At 68.8% G+C, this 19745-nt stretch carries 13 protein-coding genes and 1 pseudogene; 6 read left to right on the top strand and 8 right to left on the bottom strand.

The genetic code is table 11. The features are described from left to right. Window positions 1–5 precede the first annotated feature (5 nt). Both OG310_RS01265 and dnaK read right to left on the bottom strand, forming a co-directional pair. A complete protein-coding gene (locus OG310_RS01265) occupies window positions 6–599 on the bottom strand; it encodes a nucleotide exchange factor GrpE (protein WP_329453993.1) in 594 nt (197 codons plus the stop codon). Between the two features lie 9 nt (window positions 600–608). After that, the gene (dnaK, locus tag OG310_RS01260; RefSeq protein WP_329453992.1) at window positions 609–2519 is read right to left on the bottom strand and encodes a molecular chaperone DnaK; all 1911 of its coding nucleotides are present in this window, start codon (window positions 2517–2519) and stop codon (window positions 609–611) included. 586 nt (window positions 2520–3105) lie between these two features. Between dnaK and OG310_RS01255 the strand changes: the two genes are divergently transcribed. After that, on the top strand, window positions 3106–4875 hold the full coding sequence (locus OG310_RS01255) for a helix-turn-helix domain-containing protein (protein ID WP_329453991.1): 1770 nt from the start codon (window positions 3106–3108) through the stop codon (window positions 4873–4875). Window positions 4876–5771: 896 nt separating this feature from the next. Here OG310_RS01255 and OG310_RS01250 read toward each other — a convergent pair. Together OG310_RS01250 and OG310_RS01245 are read right to left on the bottom strand one after the other, a co-directional pair. Further along, on the bottom strand, window positions 5772–7874 hold the full coding sequence (locus OG310_RS01250) for a SpoIIE family protein phosphatase (RefSeq protein WP_329453990.1): 2103 nt from the start codon (window positions 7872–7874) through the stop codon (window positions 5772–5774). Window positions 7875–8346: 472 nt separating this feature from the next. After that, window positions 8347–8535 (bottom strand): hypothetical protein, encoded by a 189-nt coding sequence (locus OG310_RS01245; protein ID WP_329453989.1) that lies wholly within the window; start codon window positions 8533–8535, stop codon window positions 8347–8349. 621 nt (window positions 8536–9156) lie between these two features. Between OG310_RS01245 and OG310_RS01240 the strand changes: the two genes are divergently transcribed. Further along, the gene (locus tag OG310_RS01240) at window positions 9157–12147 is read left to right on the top strand and encodes a hypothetical protein (RefSeq protein WP_329453988.1); all 2991 of its coding nucleotides are present in this window, start codon (window positions 9157–9159) and stop codon (window positions 12145–12147) included. 297 nt (window positions 12148–12444) lie between these two features. On the opposite strand, the gene OG310_RS01235 is transcribed toward OG310_RS01240, so the two are convergent. Next, window positions 12445–13542 (bottom strand): hypothetical protein, encoded by a 1098-nt coding sequence (locus tag OG310_RS01235; RefSeq protein WP_329453987.1) that lies wholly within the window; start codon window positions 13540–13542, stop codon window positions 12445–12447. Window positions 13543–13766: 224 nt separating this feature from the next. Between OG310_RS01235 and OG310_RS01230 the strand changes: the two genes are divergently transcribed. The 4 genes and pseudogenes from OG310_RS01230 to OG310_RS38440 all read left to right on the top strand — a co-directional run. Continuing rightward, window positions 13767–13913, top strand: a complete 147-nt coding sequence (locus tag OG310_RS01230) for a hypothetical protein (protein ID WP_329453986.1) — start codon at window positions 13767–13769, stop codon at window positions 13911–13913. Window positions 13914–14158: 245 nt separating this feature from the next. Then, window positions 14159–14773: an RNA polymerase sigma factor gene (locus OG310_RS01225; RefSeq protein WP_329453985.1), complete on the top strand. Its 615-nt coding sequence runs from the start codon at window positions 14159–14161 to the stop codon at window positions 14771–14773. Continuing rightward, a complete protein-coding gene (locus tag OG310_RS01220) occupies window positions 14770–15867 on the top strand; it encodes a CU044_5270 family protein (protein WP_329453984.1) in 1098 nt (365 codons plus the stop codon). Before OG310_RS01225 ends, OG310_RS01220 begins: the two co-directional genes overlap by 4 nt. 214 nt (window positions 15868–16081) lie before the next feature. Next, window positions 16082–16612: pseudogene (locus OG310_RS38440) on the top strand (DUF5996 family protein); the annotation flags it as partial. 60 nt (window positions 16613–16672) lie between these two features. On the opposite strand, the gene OG310_RS01215 reads toward OG310_RS38440, so the two are convergent. From OG310_RS01215 to OG310_RS01205, 3 genes are all read right to left on the bottom strand, one after another. Then, window positions 16673–17443, bottom strand: coding sequence for an SDR family oxidoreductase (locus OG310_RS01215; RefSeq protein ID WP_329453983.1), 771 nt, complete (start codon window positions 17441–17443; stop codon window positions 16673–16675). Window positions 17444–17727: 284 nt separating this feature from the next. Continuing rightward, window positions 17728–18294, bottom strand: coding sequence for a hypothetical protein (locus OG310_RS01210; protein ID WP_329453982.1), 567 nt, complete (start codon window positions 18292–18294; stop codon window positions 17728–17730). A 405-nt stretch (window positions 18295–18699) separates the two neighbouring features. After that, complete coding sequence (locus tag OG310_RS01205; protein WP_329453981.1) at window positions 18700–19338, bottom strand: maleylpyruvate isomerase family mycothiol-dependent enzyme; 639 nt, start codon at window positions 19336–19338, stop codon at window positions 18700–18702. Window positions 19339–19745 lie beyond the last annotated feature (407 nt).

The raw sequence follows: 19745 nt of genomic DNA, 5'->3' as shown, positions 1-19745 counted from the left end.
ACCGGTCACTCCCGCTTCGCGACAGTCACGGTGGCGGGCCTGAGCTGCCGTTCCCCGTCCCCGTAGCCCGGGCGCAGCACCTCGACGACCGTGCCCGGTTCAGCATCGGGATCCTGGACGACGCTGACCGCCTCGTGCCTGGCCGGATCGAAGACCACGCCGGTCTCAGCGTGCCGCGGGTAGCCGAGCAGTTCGAGAACGTTCACTGCTTGGTCGCGTACGGCCTGGACGCCCTCCACGATCGCACCCGGGTCGGAGCCGGAGTGGGTCAGTGCGAGTTCGAGATTGTCCAGCACGGGCAGGAAGGCGGCCGCAGTACGGGAACGCTCGAGCATCCGCTCCCGGTCCAGTTCCCTGGCGTGGCGCTTGCGCAGGTTGTCGAGGTCGGCCAGAGCGCGCCGCCAGCGGTCCTCGAGTTCTCGGAGTTCGGCCGTGTACGCGTCCTCGGCCGGTTCGGGACCTCCGGCCGCGTCGGGCCCGGGTTCCTCGTTCGGGCCGTCGCCGGCCCCGGTCGGCGGGTCCGAGCGCGGCAGATCCCCGAGCGGAGGGCTTACGGCGCCCTCCGGAGGCGGGTCGGGTTCCCTGGGGTCGTTCGGCATGGTGGCCCCTCAGTCCTTGTCGAACTCGGCGTCGATGACGTCGTCGTCACCGCCGCCGCCGGTCGGGCCGCCGCCGGTCGCGCCGCCCGCGGTGGTGTCCTGGCCGGGAGCGCCCGTGGCGGAGTCGCCCTGATGCGCCGCCAGCCCTGCCAGCAACTGCTGGAGTTCGGAGGTCAGGGGCCGTGCCCGCTCCACACCTGCCTCCTCCTTGACCGCCGCCCGCGCATCCGCCACCAGCATTTCGGCGCGTGCCTTCTCGTGTGCGGGTGCTGCGTCGCCGAGCTCGTCAAGGCGCTTCTCGACCTGGTACGCGACGGCGTCGAGCTCGTTTCGGGCGTCGACGGCCTCGCGGAGTGCCTGGTCCTGGCCCTGATTGCGCTCGGCCTCCTGGACCATGCGTTCGACCTCGCCGCGGTCGAGGTTCGAGCTCTCGCTGATGGTGATGCCCTGTTCCTTGCCGGTGCTCCCGTCGCGGGCGGTGACGTTGAGGATGCCGTTGGCGTCAATGTCGAAGGTGACCTCGATCTGTGGTTCACCCCGGGGCGCCGGCCGGATGTCGGTGAGCTGGAACCGGCCAAGCACCCGGTTGTCCGCGGCCCGCTCGCGCTCGCCCTGGAGCACCACCACATCGACGGCCGGCTGGTTGTCCTCGGCGGTGGAGAAGGTCTCGGTGCGGCGCACCGGGATGGTCGTGTTCCGCTCGATGATCTTCGTCATCACTCCGCCGCGCGTCTCCACGCCCAGCGACAAGGGAGTGACATCGAGCAGCAGGACGTCCTTGACCTCGCCCTTGAGTACCCCGGCCTGGATCGCGGCACCCAGGGCCACGACCTCGTCCGGGTTGACACTCATGTTGGGTTCCTTGCCGCCGGTCAGCCGCCGGACCAGGGCCTGGACCGCCGGGATACGGGTGGAGCCGCCTACGAGGATGACCTCGTCGATGTCGCTGTCGCCGACCTTGGCGTCGGCCATTGCCTGCTCGACGGGTCCCAGGCAGCGCTCCACCAGGTCGCTGGTGATCTGCTCGAACGTGGACCGCATGATCGAGTCGGTCAGGTGCTTGGGCCCCGAGGCGTCGGCGGTGATGAACGGCAGGCTGACCTGCGTCTGTGTCACCGAACTGAGCTCGGTCTTGGCCTTCTCCGCCGCCTCGAACAGCCGTTGTAGCGCCTGCGGGTCGTTGCGCAGGTCTATGCCGTTCTCCTTCTGGAAGTCGTCCGCGAGGTAATCGACCAGACGCCTGTCGAAGTCGTCGCCGCCCAGGTGGCTGTCGCCGGCGGTGGAACGTACCTCCACTACGCCGTCGCCGACGTCGAGGATGCTCACGTCGAAGGTGCCGCCGCCGAGGTCGAAGACGAGGACGGTCTCGTGCTCCTTCTTGTCCATGCCGTACGCAAGGGCCGCCGCCGTCGGCTCGTTGATGATCCGCAGCACCTCCAGCCCCGCGATCCGTCCGGCGTCCTTGGTGGCGGTGCGTTGAGCGTCGTTGAAGTAGGCGGGAACCGTGATGACGGCCTCCGTGACCCGTTCACCCAGCTGCTTGGAGGCGTCGTCGGCGAGTTTGCGCAGCACCTGTGCGCTGATCTCCTCGGGCGCGTACAGCTTGTCGCGTGCCTTGAAGCGTGCCGTTCCGCCGTCGCCCTCGACGACGTCGTAGGCCACGGCCTTGGCTTCGTCGGAGATCTCGTCGAAATGCCGGCCGATGAATCGCTTCGCCGAGTAGATGGTGTCTTTGGGATTGAGGATCGCCTGGCGCCGGGCCAACTGGCCCACCAGTCGTTCACCGGTGTCGGTGAAGGCCACCACGGACGGTGTCGTCCGATTGCCTTCGGTGTTGGGCACGACGGTCGGTTCGCCACCCTCCCACACGGCGATCACCGAGTTGGTGGTGCCCAGGTCGATGCCCACTGCCCTGGCCATGAGGAACTCCTCCCGATGCGGCGGCCTGCGCCGACATTGCGTACCGGTTCTGTTCAGGGACGTGTAAGGCGTCCGCCGTTGTTCTGCGGCCCACGATCAGCCTCGTCGGCGGACGGCCGGAACTGGCTCGACCGCATCGAGCGGAGCGGGACGAGATCCCCTGAGTCTCCCCGCGAGGCGCGCACCGGCCCCTGATTCGGCGCCGCCGACTGCACCGGCCATGAGCCGGCGCCGGGCGGGCGACGGGCTGGGACGACAGGACGGGGTCGCTTCACAGGGCCGGGGACCCGGCCCGTCAGTACGCTTCCCGACGCGTCGTGTGCCGGACAAGCGCACTGCTACGCGGGCGGCCATCGTGCGGTCCTTCCTCGCGAGCATCCGCGGGCCAGTCCTTCGTCGCCCGAACACTTACCAAGGTGGCGATCCGAAGCGATCCGTGCCTGCGCCTGGTGAGTCAGAAATGCCCGAGTCCGTTCGCCCTCCGAGTACGAGAAGAACAAGCCTCATGACGCGGATGAGCTGCCACGCGAGTGGGTACCCGACCGCTTCGTGTCCCCTCAGGGCTCGGAGAGAACGGAGTGGTGCCATGGGTGGCAGCCGGGCGCACGAACTGTACCGCCGCTTCGGCCGGGAGGGCCGGATTCTGCCGGGCAGTGCCGGGCAGCGCGCAGCGGCTTGGTGGGGAGGCGCCGGCCCGCCTGTGGCCGACGGCGTCATGGCCGGACTGACGGCGCTCTCCCGTGCCCTGTTCGACACCCGGGACGAGGGCGAGATCCTGCGTCTGGCCATGGACCACATCGTCGTCGCGGGGCCTTACAGCGCCGAGGTCGGCTATCTCCAGGTGGACGGCGACCTGGTCCCCAGCTCTAGGAGCGGGAAGAGCCACGCCGTGGCCCTGGACCGGAGCGTGCGGGAGCTGGACGGGCGGGACGGTCCCGTGGCCGTGCCCGGCCGGCCCTGGGCCTGGGCCCTCGGATTGCGCGGATTCGAGGAACTCCACGGTTATCTGGTGGTCACAGCCCGCGCCCGACCCACCGAGGCGGAGTGCTCCGTGCTCGCCATGCTCGTTCGGGACACCGCCTGCGCTCTGTCACTGGCCTTCGCGCAGCGTCGTCGACGCGAGGACGCGCTGGAGCTGAACCGGCTCCGGGAGGAACGGGGAGACCTCCAGTGGCAGCTGATCTCCGTGGTGGCGGACCTGGGATACGAGCGGGCCCTTCACGCGCTCACGGCCGAGGTCGCCGCCTCGGGCGGTGGCGAGGAGGCCATCACGCGCGCCCTGTACAGGCTCACCGGGCTTCCCGCGCTGGTCGAGGACCGTTTCGGTCGGCTGAGGTCCTGGACCGGTCCCAGCTGTCCCGACCCCTACCCGGAACCGGACCCCGTGCGCCAGGACGAGATGCTGCACGCCGTCGCCCGGGAGGCCGGGCCCGTGCGGGTGAAGGACCGGTTGACCACCCTCGTCCGCCCGCACGGGGAGATCCTGGGTGTGCTGGCCCTGGTGGATGTCCGGCACGAGGCCGACGAGCACACCACGCTTGCGCTGGAGCACGCCGCCACGTCGCTCGCCCTGGAGCTGGCCCACCTGCGGCACCTGGCCGAGGTGGAGCTGAGGTTGCACGGCGAACTGGTCGACGACCTCCTGGAAGGGACGGACGAGGCAAGCGCCTACGCCCGGTCCGGGGCGGTCGGACACGATCTGCACCGCAGCCACTACATCGTCGTGGTGCAGTGGTCGAACCGGACTACGGACGATTCCTTCGCGCAGACCGTGGGCCGGACGGCCTCCGCCTTGGGCATGCGCTCTCTGCTGACCCGACGTTCCGATCACGTGGTCCTCGTCACCGACGAAAGGCCGCACGCCGACGCGCTGCACGAGGCGATCGCCCGGGAAACCGGAACACCCGCCGGGACGATCGGAGTGAGCAGCCGTTGCGACGCACTGGACGGCATCCCCCACCACTACCAGGAGGCACGGCGCGCCCTGGAAGTGCGCCGCCAGTCCCGTGACAGCTTCGGCACGACGTTCTTCGACGAACTCGGCCTCTACCGCATCCTGGGACCTGGCAACGGCTACGGGGAACTGGAGACATTCGTTCACGAGTGGCTCGGGCAGCTCATCGACTACGACTCCCGGCACCACACTGCCATGGTGGAGACCCTCTCCCGCTACTTCGACTGCGGCGGCAACTACAACGAGACGGCCGAATCCCTCGTGATCCATCGCAGCACGTTGCGCTATCGGCTCCAACGCATCCGTGACATCGGCGGCAAGGACCTCGCGAACGTCGAGGATCGACTCAACCTCCAGGTGGCTACCCGGGTGTGGAAGATCGTACTGGGCGGACCCGGCTGATCCGGGACGTGTTCTCCGAGTCGAAACTCACCTCCATGATTCCAGGAGTACGGTGTGATGTGTATGGGCGGGGGAGGGCTGTTCGATGTCCCGGAGGACGAACGGGGTGCGTCTACCTTGCCAAAGCCATCCGTCCTGGTCTCCCGGCACCAAGGGATGACGGATGAGATCCGACGCCCGGCACGGGCGGACGATGGCGGTCGTTGAGACACTCGTGATTTTGAGCCGTCACCCGTGCCGAACGGTGAGAGGTGCCGCTGACGTCGACCCGGCGCCGCGACCACGCCGACCGATCTTCCGTTGCGCTCACACGGGCACGAGCTTGCTGTCGATGTGCGTCGTGAACACGGCTCGGCGCTGAATACCTTCGTCTGCCCGAGGGCTGTCCCAGGATGCCGTCGGTATGGTCCGCGCCAGCCGGCCGTGGCGACGGGTGCCGGGCTTGTCGAAAGCCCTCGCGACCGCACGCGCCACAGGAGCCGCCGCCACCGCGAACTCGACTGTCTGGAAATCTGGTCGAGGCCCTGAGTGCGCTGCCTCTGGACCAGGCCCCCTGGCGAACAAGCACACCAGTAACAACCTCACGACCGTCGAGGCTTTGTGGAGCGGCGCCTCCTGCCTCGTCTCCCGCGAGCTCTCTGACGGTCGATGCCACAGTTCCCCGTCCACGACAGCCAGCCCACCCTCAGCAGGTCAGACCCCACGCAGTACTTGACGTTGTCCGGTCTCGTCGTCTCGGTTGCCACGGTGGGTGGCGCCCTGGGATCGGGCCGGGGAGCGACGCGGCGGGCCCGTCGAGCCCCTGAAGGAGACTCGGGCTCCGCTCAGGCAAGCATCTTGTCGTCATGCCCGGTGATCACGTTCCCCCCTCGGGAGAACCCTGCCGGTCGCGCTTGTTACATGGGCTGCTGCACGGAGCCCGGCGAGAGAGGCTGTTCGGTCCAGATGGTCTTGCCGGAACTGGTGTACCGGGTGCCCCACTGCTGCGCGAGTTGGGCGACGATGAACAGTCCACGGCCGCTTTCGTCCAAGGTCCGGGCGTGGCGGAGGTGGGGCGCGGCAGGGCTGGCGTCCGAGACCTCGCAGGTCAGGAACCGGTCTTTGATGAGGCGCAGTTGCACGGGCGGGCCGCCGTGACGAATGGCGTTGGTGACGAGTTCGCTGACGATGATCTCGGTGGCGAGAGCATTGCCGGTCAGGTTCCAGTCCTCGAGTTGCCGCACCGCGCGGTCACGGGCCCGGGCCACCTCCTCGGGATGTGGGGGGATGGTCCAGGTGTTGACTTGGTCTTCGCGGAGAATCCGTGTACGGGCCAGCAGGAGGACGGCCTCGTCCTCGGGGCGCGGGGCGGCCTGGACGGAGTAGACGGCGTCGTCACGCAGTTCATTCAGGGAGCGGTCAGGATGGGACAGAACCTGACGGAGCCGGTCTTGAGCCGTTTCGAGTGAGGTGCCGCCGTACGCCTTCAACAATCCATCGTTGTACAGCGCGAGGATGCTGCCTGCGGGTAGCCGCATGTGTGCGGCTGCAAAAGGCTCGTGTTCGTCGCCCAGGGACGGGCCACGAGGGACCTCAGGATTCTCGCTGGTGCCGTTCGGACGGATGTATACCGGAGGAGGGTGGTCGGCGCACGCGATGGTGCAGTCACCGGTGGTCGGGTCATACACCACGTAGGTACACGCCGCTGTCAGCGGTTCGTTGCGCATCGGGTCCGCAAGCGGCAAAGCGGATCGTTCCGCCGCCAGACGGGTCACTGTGTCGTTAAGGCGGGCGAGGAGTTCGTCAGGCTCCAGATCCAGCGCGGCCAACGCGTTGATCGCGGCGCGGAGTTGTCCCATGGTGGTGGCGGCATGGATACCGCGTCCGGCCACGTCGCCCACGGTGAGAGCAAGCCGGGCACTGGACAGCGGAATGGCATCGAACCACCCACCGCTCACCTCACCGGGCCGGTGGAAGTGGACGACCTCGGCCGCCCCCTGGGAGGCGTGGCCCTGGGGCAGAAGGTGGCGTTGCAGGGTGAGGGCGATGGTGTGCTCACGGGTGAACCGGCGGGCGTTGTCCAGGCACACGGCAGTGAACGCCGCCAGTTCGCCGGCCAGAACGAGGTCGTCGGCGGTGAAAGGGGCGGGTCGGGTGGAGCGGTAGAAGCCGGCGATACCGAGCACGGCTCCGCGCAGTACGACGGGGGCGACGATCATGCCGTGGACGCCTGCCTCGCGCAGCGCGCGTCCTCGTTCCGGATCCGCAGCCAGCCACGACGTGGTCTCGTCCAGAGTGATCAGGCGGGGCTCGAGGTCATTGAGGCTTTGTGTATACGGCGTGGGGTAGGGGAACTTGCTTGTGTCACCCAACGCGTACACCTGTGCCAGGTCCGTGGCCGACTTGAAGGCGGTGCGCTGCATCGGCTCGTCACCGAAGAGCGGGCCGAGAGGAGGTTCGTTCCCGCGAACCACGGTGTCAAGGACATCCACCATCGCCGTGTCCGCGAAGTCCGGTACGGCCACATCCGTGAGTTGGCGGCAGGTCGTGATCACGTCGAGAGAACTGCCGATCTTCTTCCGAGCCGCATCGCGAACAGCCCCGCGCGCCTGCCCTTGCTCGCGTTCGGTGACGTCGATCAAGGAGACCACAGCGCCCAGAACGTCACCGTCGCCGTCCTGGAGGCGGAACACGGACACCGAGTAGACGTGCTCGGTGTCTGGCTCAGCGGTCGGACGGCCTGGCACAAGACGGTCGAAGACGGGTACGCCAGTGTTCAGCACGGCGCGCACCATCGCCTCTACGCCTTCGGGATGGGTCGCGTTGATGGCCTCGGCCACCGGTTGACCGACCAGACCTTCGACGGTGGCGCCATGCATGCCGCCGGAGGCGGTGTTGACACGTTCGACGCGCAGCGCTGTGTCCACTATCAACAATGCGACCGGTGCCTGCGTGAAAAGCACGTCCAACAGCGCCGCACCGATCTCGCCGCCGAGTTCACCGCTGTGGTTCGGGGTCACTCGCACCTCGCCCGTCACTCTTCCGACGGCTCATCTCCAGGGAGCGGCGCAGACACGCATCCGTCGGGGGCGCACATGGTGAGGCTGCCCGGCCTTGTGTCCAGGGGGCCTGCGTCTCGCCGTCGTCCGCCGCATCCTCGGTGCGCGAGATCGGCTCACGTGCGCCGGTCAGCTGTTCCAGCAGCCCCTGGTTCATGCCGTACGCCTTCTTCTGGTTCTTCCCACCTATGAGGCCCGTCGAGCGAACCCGATTGCAGTGTCACCGGGAGACTGCGACGACTCGGCTGACGCTCCGTCCCGGGGCACCGAAGTCGCTGTTCTTCACTCGTAGGGCCTACGTGGCACGTCCCTTCGCGGCGATGTCTTCCGTGGAGCCGGCGCACTGATCGCCCCCGGGGGGACCGTCAACTCGAACCCGGGCCGGCAGCCGACGCCCCCTCCGGCGACCTCGGCTGCGGCCGGCTGGTGAACGTCACCGTGCTGCCGATGCCCACAGGTGCGGGCGGCGCGGCAGCGCACTGGCGACTTGCGGTCGTTCGGTGTGCGGGTCCATGGGCTCGGCCGTCCTGCTCGCCGACTGTGCGGTGCGGCGCAGGGGACGCGGCATCGGGTCGTGCGGGGTGTCCTGGGTCCACAGCGGTACGGGGCGACGCTCGTCCACTGCTGCCCGGTGGGCCTCCAGTGCGGTGGCGAGATCACAGCCCGCAGGACCGAGAATCAGCGCGCGGCCGGCACCGACCCTGCCCAGAGTGGACTCGACTCCCTGGCGACCGGCGTGGGCCCGGAGGTCGAGTACGCCGTGCGAGATGGCAGGACTCCGCCGCGGACACCTCCCGTGGCATGAGCGGCGGGCAGGCCGGAAACACCGATCAGCCGACGGCCGTCAGCGAAATCCTGGCCCAACTCAGCATGAGACAAAGCCGATTCATCGACCGGATGGTGAAGCCGACCTCCAGCCGGTGAAGATCCCGTGCCCGACGGCCGGGCCCCACGGTCCACGTCGACGAGAAGAGGGCGGACCGTATCCTGACGGCGCGGGCCGGCGCGCACACTGACGCGGCAGCTGCCAGGCCAAAGCCGACAACCGGGCTTGAGACTTTCAGGATCGATCCCGACGGCGTCAGATACCCCCGGGGTGTGTCCGGCGCGCCGCGTGTAGAGACCTTTATTCATCGGATGCGTTCTGCCTTGACGCGGACTTGGCCCAAGATTACCGTGACGTTTCGCGCCATAGGTCGGATGAATTGCTGGCGAACACCCCCTTCTCTGAAGGAGACTCACAGTGTGGCCGTTCAAACGTAGACGCCCCGTCCTGCTGCTGGCGGGGACGGCGGTGACAGCCCTTTTCGCGACAGGTCTCGTGTCGGCGGCCGCCGCGGTGGCAAGCCCCGTAACGTCCCTCTACACAGCACCCGACGGCTCCGGCACCCGGTGCTCGTCAGCCGCGCCTTGCTCGATCACCACGGCTCACCAGACTGCCCGTCACGCACGTGCCGGGCACACCGAGGCCGTTCAGGTCATCCTGGACGACGGCACCTACCATCTGGCGGAGCCCCTCGATTTCGACGCGGCAGACTCGGGCAGCCCCGGGCATCCGGTCGTGTGGACGGCGGCACGCGGTGCCCACCCGATCCTCTCCGGTGCGCGCCGCGTGCGTGACTGGACTTCCTCCCCGTCAGGTGTCTGGTCGACATCCGTTCCGGTCGCGAGCGCCAGCCGCCAGCTCTACGTAGACGCCACCAAGGCCCCCGTCGCGCAGGCCACACCGTCCCAACTGCACTTCACCGGCGGCTGGAAAGGCTCGGCCAAGGGGTACGACCTCACGGGTGACCCGGCCGGGCTCGCCTTCTTCTCGGCGATGACCCCGACCCAGTTGCGACAGGTCGAGTTCGACTACCCGGGCGGGAACGGGCAGTGGACCGACTCCAAGTGCCGCGTACAGTCGATGTCCGGCACTTCGCTGACCATGGACGAACCGTGCTGGAAGGACGTCACCGACCGCGCCGACTACTCGCAGGCCAGCGGCACACTGCCTGCGATGAGCACCTCGCAGATGCCGGCCTCGATCCAGAACGCGAGGAGCCTGCTGCATCCGGGACAGTGGTTCCTCGACCAGGCGGCCCACACGCTGTACTTCTCCCCACTGAACGGGGCCAAGCCGGACAGTCTCGATGTCGAACTGCCGCACCTGGAGACTCTCCTGCAGGGCGCGGGTAGTCTGGCCCATCCTGTCCACGACCTGACCTTCACCGGGCTCACGTTCTCCTACGCCACATGGAACGCGCCCTCCGAACCCGCGGGTTTCGCCGACGTGCAGAGCAACCTGCGCATGACAGGGGCGAACAACCAAGGCATGTGCTCGTTCTCGAACCCGGCCGGCAGTTGCCCGTGGGGCTTGCTGACCGAGCCGCACGCCAATGTCTCCTTCAGTGCCGCCGACCACATCACACTGAGCGGCAATCGGTTCGCAGGACTCGGCGGGGCGGGCCTGAGCATCGCCTACGGCTCGTCACACAACCTCGTCCAGGGCAACGAGTTCACCGACATCGCGTCGACCTCGATCCTGCTCGGCTGCACTGCCGACCCCACGCCGGTCAACCCCGATCCGGCCCACTTCCCGGACTACCTGACCACGAACCCCGACGCACCAAAGACGATCAAGGACAATTGCACCCCGGATCCCTCCGCCGTGACCGGCGACACGATCGGAACAAACGAGATCGCCACCGGTAACACGATCTCCGACAACGTCATCCACCACGTGGGCACCGACTACCCCTCGGCAAGCGGCATCACACTGCTGTACACCCGACACACGCTGGTCACCCACAACGAGCTCTACGACCTGCCCTACACCGGCATCACCGCCGGTGTCATCCAGGGCCACGTCGACTCGGCGGACCACCCGTCGAACTCGCTCAACATCAACGCCGACAACACGATCAGCTACAACCTCATCCACGACCACCTCAAGGTGCTCGGTGACGGGGGCGGTGTGTACATGGAGGGACACCAGGGCGCCTACCACTACAAGGCCGACGGCAGGACGATCGACTTCGACGCCACGATGGCGCACGGCCTGCAGGTGATCGGCAACGTCACCTACAACCAGGGGCCCGGCTTCGCGTCCTTCTACGACGATGCCGGTTCCGAGTGGATTCACTACGTCGGCAACGTGCAGTTCCACAACAGTGGCGCCAACGCGCAGGGAGGCTGCGCGGCGACCGGGCACTTCCTCGTCGAGGGCAACTACTTCTCCGCGCCCGCCGGTCAGTACATCTGTGCCGGCGCGGTCGACAGCCACGTCGGCAGCAACACCTCCATTCCGGCCTCACCGGGACCGAACGACATCCAGCTGACGGCACTGCGGAGCGCCGGCACGGACGCGTCGGGGCGAGGCTTCGCCGAGGCGACCGACCTGGAGGCCGACTACGTCTCGACGCCACAGGCGACGTTCTCCCACGGCACCACGACCATGCGGGTGCTGATCGGTGGCGCCGGGTTCGTGCCGGGGACCCCGGTCTACTTCTCCGGTCACGCCGCCCCGAAGGTGCAGGTGCTCTCACCCGGCTTCCTGGTCGCGTCGCTCCCACCGGGCGCGGACACGTCGCAGGTGTCGGTCGGCGGTCTCGTCGCCGCGCCCCGGATCTCCGCACCGGCGCCAGGCGCGACCGGTGTGGCCGGCACGTTCACCGTTCACGGGTCCGGGGCCACGGGGGACACCGTCACCGTGACGGACGGCGGTACCACCCTGTGCCGTGTGACGGTCACCGGCTCGGCGTGGTCCTGCACCGCGACGGAGGCCGAGGGACAGCACACACTCCTGGCCGTACAGTCGAACGCGCGTGGCGTCTCCTCGCCACCCGCCACCACCGTCTTCGTGGTCGGCACGGCACCCGCTGCCGTCCGGCTCAACGACTCGGACCCGGACGTCCAGTACTCCGGATTCAGTTACCAGCAGAGCCGAGGGCTCGGCGACTACCAGGACGACGTGCACTACGCGTCGGACAACGGCTCCACGGTCACCTACACGTTCGTCGGTACGGGTATCAAGGTGTACGGCGAGCAGAGCAGCGACGAAGGCCACTTCTCGGCGGTGCTGGACGCGGGCACGCCGGCCGGCGTCGACACCGTACCCACTGACGGACAGCGTCGCTCGAACGTCGTCGTCTGGTCGAAGACCGGACTGCCCGCCGGTCTGCACACCCTCGTACTGACCAAGGTCGACGGTACCTACATGACCTTCGACGGGATCGAGGTCGACAACAACTAGACCGCAGGTGGCGTGTTCTCGCGCCTCCGTGGGCCATCGGCGAACCCGGACACCAGCGGGCCGTGTTTCCCCGCAGTCCCACACGGGCGATGCACGCGCCCGGGGGAGTGCGCGAGAGTGCGTCAACTTCCGACCTGGTGAACGAAAGCGACGGAACGCCCCCACGGCGGAAGGCGGATCCCAGGGGCCGTCGCTACGCTTTGAGCGTTGCGGTGGCCCCTGGTAATCCAGCCGGGCTTCTTCACTCCCCCTACTCAAGCCGTTGACCGGGGTCGATGAAGAAGCCCGGCCGCAGTACTAAGCGAGCGGCAGGGTCAGTACGTAGTTCGTGCCGCCCGCCGCCACCAAGTGGCCTGCGTGGTAGGTGAGCTCCCCGGGGATCGCGCACGGCATCGACATGGCGTCCACAGGGTGGTGGGGCAGCGTGCAGCGGTTCACTGACGGGTAGTGGGTGTCCCTGGCGACGGCTCGTGCGCTGCCGGGGCGGACATGGAGGACGTACTCGTCGCTGGTGCTGTAGACGTGGGCGTAGACGCCGTTCGCGCCGTCGTCGGTGAGCCATCCCACCTGCAGCGAGGCCGGCTTCTCGGACACGCCCTCGACTCTCGTGGGCAGTGCCGGGCGGCTGACGGTGCCGTCGGGGGCGACGGTGCGCAGGCCGGCCAGCGTCTGGGCGTGGAGAGGGCCGGAGGCCGTCCATACGGTGCCTGACCGGTTCACGGCGCCGCCCTCCATCAGCGTGTTGGAATTCTCCTTGTGGCCGGAGGCCGGGAGTTGGAGGAGACGGGTCAGCCGGCCGTCCTTGAGGGCCCACACGACGTCGCTGTCGACGAGCACGAGGGAGCCGTCGGGACGGACGCCGGCGAGCCGCGGGGTGGAGCTTGCGTGGACGGTCCCGACCGGTGCGGAGGCCGGAACGGCGGCGCCCGTCCTGCGGTCTGCCGCAGCGAAGGCGGCCACCACCTGGGACGTGCCGTCGGGCCGCCACCGCAGGACCTCGGCGCCGCGGACGGTCAGGAAGGTCCCACCGGGCTCGGCGACCAAGCCGTAGTTCTGCCAGTCCACCGACTTGCCTCCGCTGATGTCGGTGGCGTGCAGCGTGCGGTCGGTGTCGAACCGCAGCAGGTAGGCGGTCATGACGCGCAGCCGTCCGTCGGAGCCGTAGGCGATGCCGGTGGCGTCCGTATTCAGGGCGTAGAGGGCACTGACGACGTGGGAGGGCAGCTTGCGCATCGCCGCGGTGTCGTCCACGTCCCACCGGAACAGCTCGGCCGTCTGGCCCCTGTGCGGCGTATTGCTGCCGCCGCAGCCTGCTGTACCGGTCAGCGCGACCAGGGCCAACGCCACCGTGAGGACGCCGTTCCGAGTACGCCGGCGGCCGATCCGATCCCGCATACGTGCCGCCCCCCGGGCCCCGTCAGCCCAGGTGAGCCGACATCAGGTGAGACGCCGCAGAAGCGCGGGGCGTTCCCGAGCGACGGGGCCCCTGGCGTCAGGCTCTCGCGTGTGAGGCCGTCCAGGTCTTGATCAGAGAAACGGACAGTGCCCGCAAGGCCCTCTGTCCCGGCTGCGCCGTCTGTGGTGGGAAGTTCACCGGGGCACGGCGGAAGGCGGCCCGAGTGAGCGACGGCTGGAGCACCGGGAAGGACATCCACCCGCAACTCCGCGACGACTGCGATCACCTGGCTGCGACTACCGTACGAGAGGCACGGGACCAGGCCGTGCCCGAGCAGAAGGCCGGCCGCTGGTTCTCGCGCCGCACCTGACCGGGAACGAGCCTCATGCCGACAGCGCGGGGAAACCCAAAGGGCCCTGGGCAAGCCCGCATTGCCGGTGACGGCTGATCCGGCCGCAATACCGTGGGGCTTTCCGTACCGTCTTCACGTACGCGGCCGGACTGCCCCGACCGTCCCACCGCTCCGGCGCGACGACGTGAGACATGCCACAGGAACCCCTGACGGCTCGCGGAGAGATAACGGGTGTGAGGAACAAAGACGACGACGGAGACGGCGTGCGCGTGCGCATCCGGGCGGGAGACCGCCAGGCGTTCGCCGATCTCTACGAGGAACACGCGCAGCTGGTCTACAACCACGCCCTGCGGCTGACCGGCAACTGGTCGACCGCGGAGGAGGTGCTGTCCGAGACCTTCCTGGCCGCCTGGTCGCGCCGGGATCGGCTTGAACCCGAGGGCGGTTCGCCCGTGCCCTGGCTGCTGGGGATCGCGACGCACAAGGCGTACAACGCCAACCGCGGCCTGCGGCGGCGTCTCACCTTCCTGGCCCACCGGCCGCCCCTGCCCCCGGTGCCCGACTTCGCGGAGGAGGCGGTCGGCCGCCTCGACGACTCCCGCCGACTGGAGGCGGTCCACGCCGCACTGAGCGGGCTGCGCCGCCAGGAACGGGAGGTGATCGCCTTGTGCGTGTGGTCGGGTCTGGATTACGCGCAGGCCGCCGAGGCGCTCGGGGTGCCGGTGGGCACCGTGCGCTCGCGTCTCTCTCGTGCCCGCGCCCGCCTCGGCAGGCTCAGCGAAGAACATCAGGAACGGCTGGAACCGCGGAAGGTCCGCGGAGAGGGAAGAAGTGAAGCCGCCTTCGCGGCCCTGCCCCTCCGGGAGGAGAACTCATGAACGCCGCCCAATCGTCCAGTTCCGGCCGCCCCCAGCCGAACGACGTGGAGGAACTGGCCCGACTGCTGCCGCAGCCCATGGAGTTCGACCTGCCCGCCGGGCGTCACCTCCACTACAAGGACATCCTGATGCAGCAGATCGACCACGACCGCGACGCCACCGCCCCGCATGCCACCGCGCCGCCCGCCCCGTCGCTCCGGCGCAGGCTGCTGCGGCCCGTTGTGCTGGTGCCGGCCGCCTCGCTGGCCCTGGCCGGGACCCTGGTCCTCACACTGACCGGCGGCGCCGGAAACACCCCCGCATCCTCGCTGGAGAGCACGCCGCGGGCCGTCACCGCACTCCACCGGATCGCCGACGCCTCCCTGAAGACCGATGTCACGCCGGTCAAGGACAGTCAGTACGTCTACATCCGCAGCCTCGTCCAGGAGAACACGGGGACCTTCACCGGCCCTGTGAAGTTGGGCAAGTCGCACAAGAGCGAGCGTTGGATGTCGCAGGATCCCATCCCTGTCACCGTCGTCGGCTGGACGCGCGACACGGGCAAGGACGCCCAGATGGCCGGTGAGGACCTCCCGATCGAAGTCGGCGTCCCCGACGGTTCGGACAGCAGCGGCGCCGAGGCCCCCGGGTTCGATCGGCCCACCTACCGGTGGCTGGCGTCCCTGCCGACCGACCCCGGCGAGCTGTTGAAGCTGCTCGCCGCCCACAGCCAGGTAGGCGAACACGAGTCCAAGGACCAGGCCGTCTTCGAGATGATCGGGGACATTCTGAGTACCAACCTCATGCCGGCCCAGAACGCCGCGGCCTTCTACCGCGCGATGGCCGAGATCCCCGGTGTGCGGGAGGTTCCCGACGCGGTGGACACGGCCGGCCGCCACGGCATCGGCATCACCCGCGAGGACGATTCCTCCGCGAGCCGCGACGTGTGGATCTTCGACAAGCACAGCCTGACGCTCCTCGGCGCCCGCTGGTACCTCAAGAAGCCCGGTGAGGCGAGCGCCCTGGCCGGCTCCGCCGCCATCCTCCAGAGCGGAGTCGTCGACCAGCACGGCATGGTGCCGGAGAAGGACGGCGACAACTCCGCAGCCGGCTGACCCGCCGGCACACGAGTCGGCCTGCGGCGGTGCCGATCGAAAAGGCGGGACGGGAGAGCGGCTCTGGCGCTCCCGCCTCCCTCCCGCCGCGCCCCTGGCCCGGCCGTCGTGGCAGGCCGTCTGTTCCCCGGCGGGCCTCCCGCCGGGGAACGGCTCGGTATGTGGCCACTCCGGTCACGGACCTTTGAGGCCGGTCCCGGCAGTCCACCGGGGCATGGGGAGACGAGTGTGTCCCAGCCCACGGCCCAGGGGGACGCCTCGGCGGCGATGTATGGGTTCATGCCAGGGCCTCCCCGCCGGTGCTCGACGGGCCCGCGGGCCAGGCTCGTTGCCGTGGGCCGCACATGGGGGATGGTCGGTGAAGCCGATCAACGGACGCCGGTGCATGACCTCGGACGGGAACATCCCACCGTGGCGAGGGAGCCGCGGTTCGTCGGTGACTTCTCCACACCCGTGCTGCACGAGATGGTCACCTTCGGCCCGGACACCCTATCTGGCCGATGCCCGTGGAGATGGAGATCGAGGGCGCGATCCTCTTCCCCGGGGACGACACGCCCGCCTCCCACGATGCCGGACAAGCGCGTCGACACTGGTCAGTCTGGTCGAACGGGACTGTGTGCTGGAGGAGTTCCGTAGCCGCTTCCTGGGCAAGAGCAGCCCGGTCCGCCTGGCGGGGGCGATGGATCTGGCCACCTCCCGCTTCTCGGGCCGCCCCGCGCCCCCACACCACGCAAGCGCACCCGACGAGGGGCAGGGTGTGACGGGAACGCCGGTCCCTCCGGGACGCCGGTTCCTCCTTCCCCGTTCAGTGCTCCTGCGCGGTGGGACGGATCATGATCTCGTTGACGGCGGTGTGCGGCGGCTGCTCCACCATGAACAGCACGGACCTCGCGATGTCCTCGGGTGCGAGCCATTTCTGCGGTGGCATGCTGCCGCCGGCCTTCGACTGTCCGCCCGCGGTCATCTCGGTACGCACCATCCCGGGTTCCACGATGCCGACCCGTACGCCCCGGCCGGTCACCTCGGCGCGAAGCGCTTCGGTGAACGCGCTGACGGCGTGCTTGGTCGCCGAGTAGACGCTGTTGTGCGGCCGGGGGATGCGGCCGGCCACGGAGCCGATCGTCACCAGGTCCCCGACGCCGCGGGGGCCCTGCGACGCCGCGCTCAGCAGATGCGGCAGCGCGCAGCGGGAGAGGTGCACCACGGCGCGCAGATTGACGTCCACCATGGTGTCCCAGTCGGCAGGATCGCTGTCCTCGACGTCGGCGCGTACGCCGTACCCGGCGTTGTTGACCAGTACGTCGAGCCTGCCGAAACGACTGATCACGGCGTCCACCACGGTTTGTGCGGACTCGGCGCCGCCCAGTTCGGCGGGAATCATGAACGATGTGCCGCCGTCGTCGTCCACCCGGCGGGCGAGGTCTTCCAGACGGTCGGCCCGGCGCGCCACTACGGCGACGGCTCCACCGTGCCGCGCGATCTGCGCTGCCACCTCCGCACCGATACCGCTGGATGCTCCGGTCACCAGGGCGACGGTCCCGGACAGCGGCAGCTTCTTCGAACTCTCGGAGGGCATGCGGTTTCCTCTCCCGATTCACCGGGCCGCAGGTTCGCAACGACCCGCGGCGATTCTCGCCCACTCCTACCCGGCCTGACCGTTAAGGCACGTCCCAAAGGCCCGGGCCGTCAGGAACGGAGAGGTACGGGTCACCGCGGGCTGACCGGCTCCCGTTCGGTGATGGCGGCGGGCGGAGGTCCGTGCGGCGCCGAGGTGCCGGCGCCATTGACCCGCCGTCGAGCCTCGCCACGTGGGCCCGGGGCGTGTGACCCGCGGTGCCGATCGTCACCCATGGCGCCTTGTCAGACTCGCCGGCACGGGGGCGGTAGTGGTGGATGCCGTGGCAGTGCGCGGGGTCCGGTGCCGGCTCGTGGCCGCACTCGGACGGTGAACGTGTCGAACCGGCCGCCTGGCGCCGGCTTCCCGGCACTGGGGGAGAAGCCCCAGTCGGGACGGAAAGCGGCCATGCTCCTGGCGCACAGTGCCAGCACGGCGAGAGCCTGGCCGACGGCCGCGAGCAGAGCGACCCGGCCGTGGAACCCCGGCTGCTGGAAGCCGCTGGAGACGAAGTATCCCGAGAAACCGAAGAGGAGCGCCTGGACGATCCAGACCACCACGATCACAAGCCGTCCCGTGAAGGCGACGAAGGAGGAGCGCCGCACCGCCTCGGAGGCCGACGGGCGCAGAGCAGGCCGGTTCAGCAGCACCAGCAGGCTCGTCAGGACGGCGATGGCCACGGACAGGTCGGTTCTCGCCCGCGCGTGGACATCCGCGAACGCGGAGACGAGATACAACCCGACCAGGAGAAGGGTCAGGACGACGAGGCCCAGCGTCTGCGCCGAACGTCTCCCACTCCCCGTACCGGACACCCCGTCATGGTAGAAGCTCTGTGCGCTGCCGGGAAGTTGGCGTCGTCCCGCGGGCAACCCGCCGTCGTCCTCACCCCAGGACCACCGGCCGTGTGTGCCGTAGGCGGGACGCGCTCCTGCAGTCCGTCGTCCGGAGCGAGACCGTCCGGCGGTCGCCGCGCCCGCACCCTGGAGGTGGGTCCGCTCCACACACAACGAGCACCTGCAATGCGACCGGTGGCCGCCACAGTCGAGGCCGCAGTGCTGTGTGCGCGAGAACCGGTTCCGTCTCAACGAGTGTGCTCGCCTCACGCCACTCAGTGGGCGATGCCCTCGCCTCTGTCGCAGCGGCCGGGCTTGAGTTCCCCCGAGTCGAGGTGTCCCCGACGCCACTACGGCGGGGGAATGCGTTGACCTGGCAGGTGATCAATTCGCGGTGAATTGCTCTCTGAATGCCTGCAGGCCTTTCCCCTCAAGCTGATCCAGCGCGGCCGGGCGGCCCATAACGGCGAGGCAAATCGCCTCCCCGGGTCCCCGAACCTCGGGTCCGTGGCCGCGAGACCATGGCGCGTCGGTCGCCACGAAACGCAGATCGCGTGTTCGGTGCCGGGACGACGCGAACGGATCGGGATGGTTGAGGATCGTCAGCAGCCGATCAGTTGGGATGGTGCGGGGACGACCCAGCGGACGTCGGATGTCCTGCTGATGAACGAAAGTGTCGGACAGCGCAACGGTCGGAGCCAGTACGGTGCTCGTGCCCCGGCCGATCGTTGAGGTAAGGGTGCCGATGAGTTCTGTGGGGGTGAGGTCTCTGGCCCTGTCGATCAGCTCATTATTGAGGCGGCGTCCAGAGAATCCGTTTCGTGCGAATGCGGCCAGGTATTTGGCGGGCGGAACGGAGTCGTAGCACAGGTGTGCGACCACGTCTCGAACTCTCCATCCCTCGCAGAGCGATGGCATCTCCCACTCGTCGAATGAGAGTGTTTTCAGGAGGGCGACGAGGTCGCCGCGTTCAGCGGCCACCATCTGCCGAATCGACGTGCTGTGAGAAAATGTAAGATCCATCCGAGTCGCCTCACATATTCGAGTATCTTGGCGGAACGATTCACGATTTCAGGATTCTATTCCATGATATGCGACCGGCGTGGGGCAGTGGCTATGAGTCGGGTCAGGTGGATGCCAGTTGGTGGAGGACGACGGCGTGGGTGATGCGGTGGGGCCCCGGTCCGTTGAGCTTCGGGTCCGGCCGGGGTGGCTGCGGTCGAATGACCGAGTGGTGCTGACGGCTGGTGTGGAGTTTCGCGCCGGGTCCGTCCGGCGGGAGGTGCAGGACGGACCCGGCTCCCGTCAGGCGATGTACACGCGTTGCCGCAGGCGGGTGTTGGGCGGCGCCTTGTCCCGCACGCTACGGGCGCTGCAGGCGGAGACGGCACAGCGTCATCGTTTGCGCGAGGACCACGGCTGTGGCGCCC

This window comes from Streptomyces sp. NBC_01497, from assembly GCF_036250695.1.
GTDB lineage: Bacteria > Actinomycetota > Actinomycetes > Streptomycetales > Streptomycetaceae > Streptomyces.
Note: the sequence above shows the minus strand (reverse complement) of the source record. Positions and strands in the feature narration are given on the sequence as shown.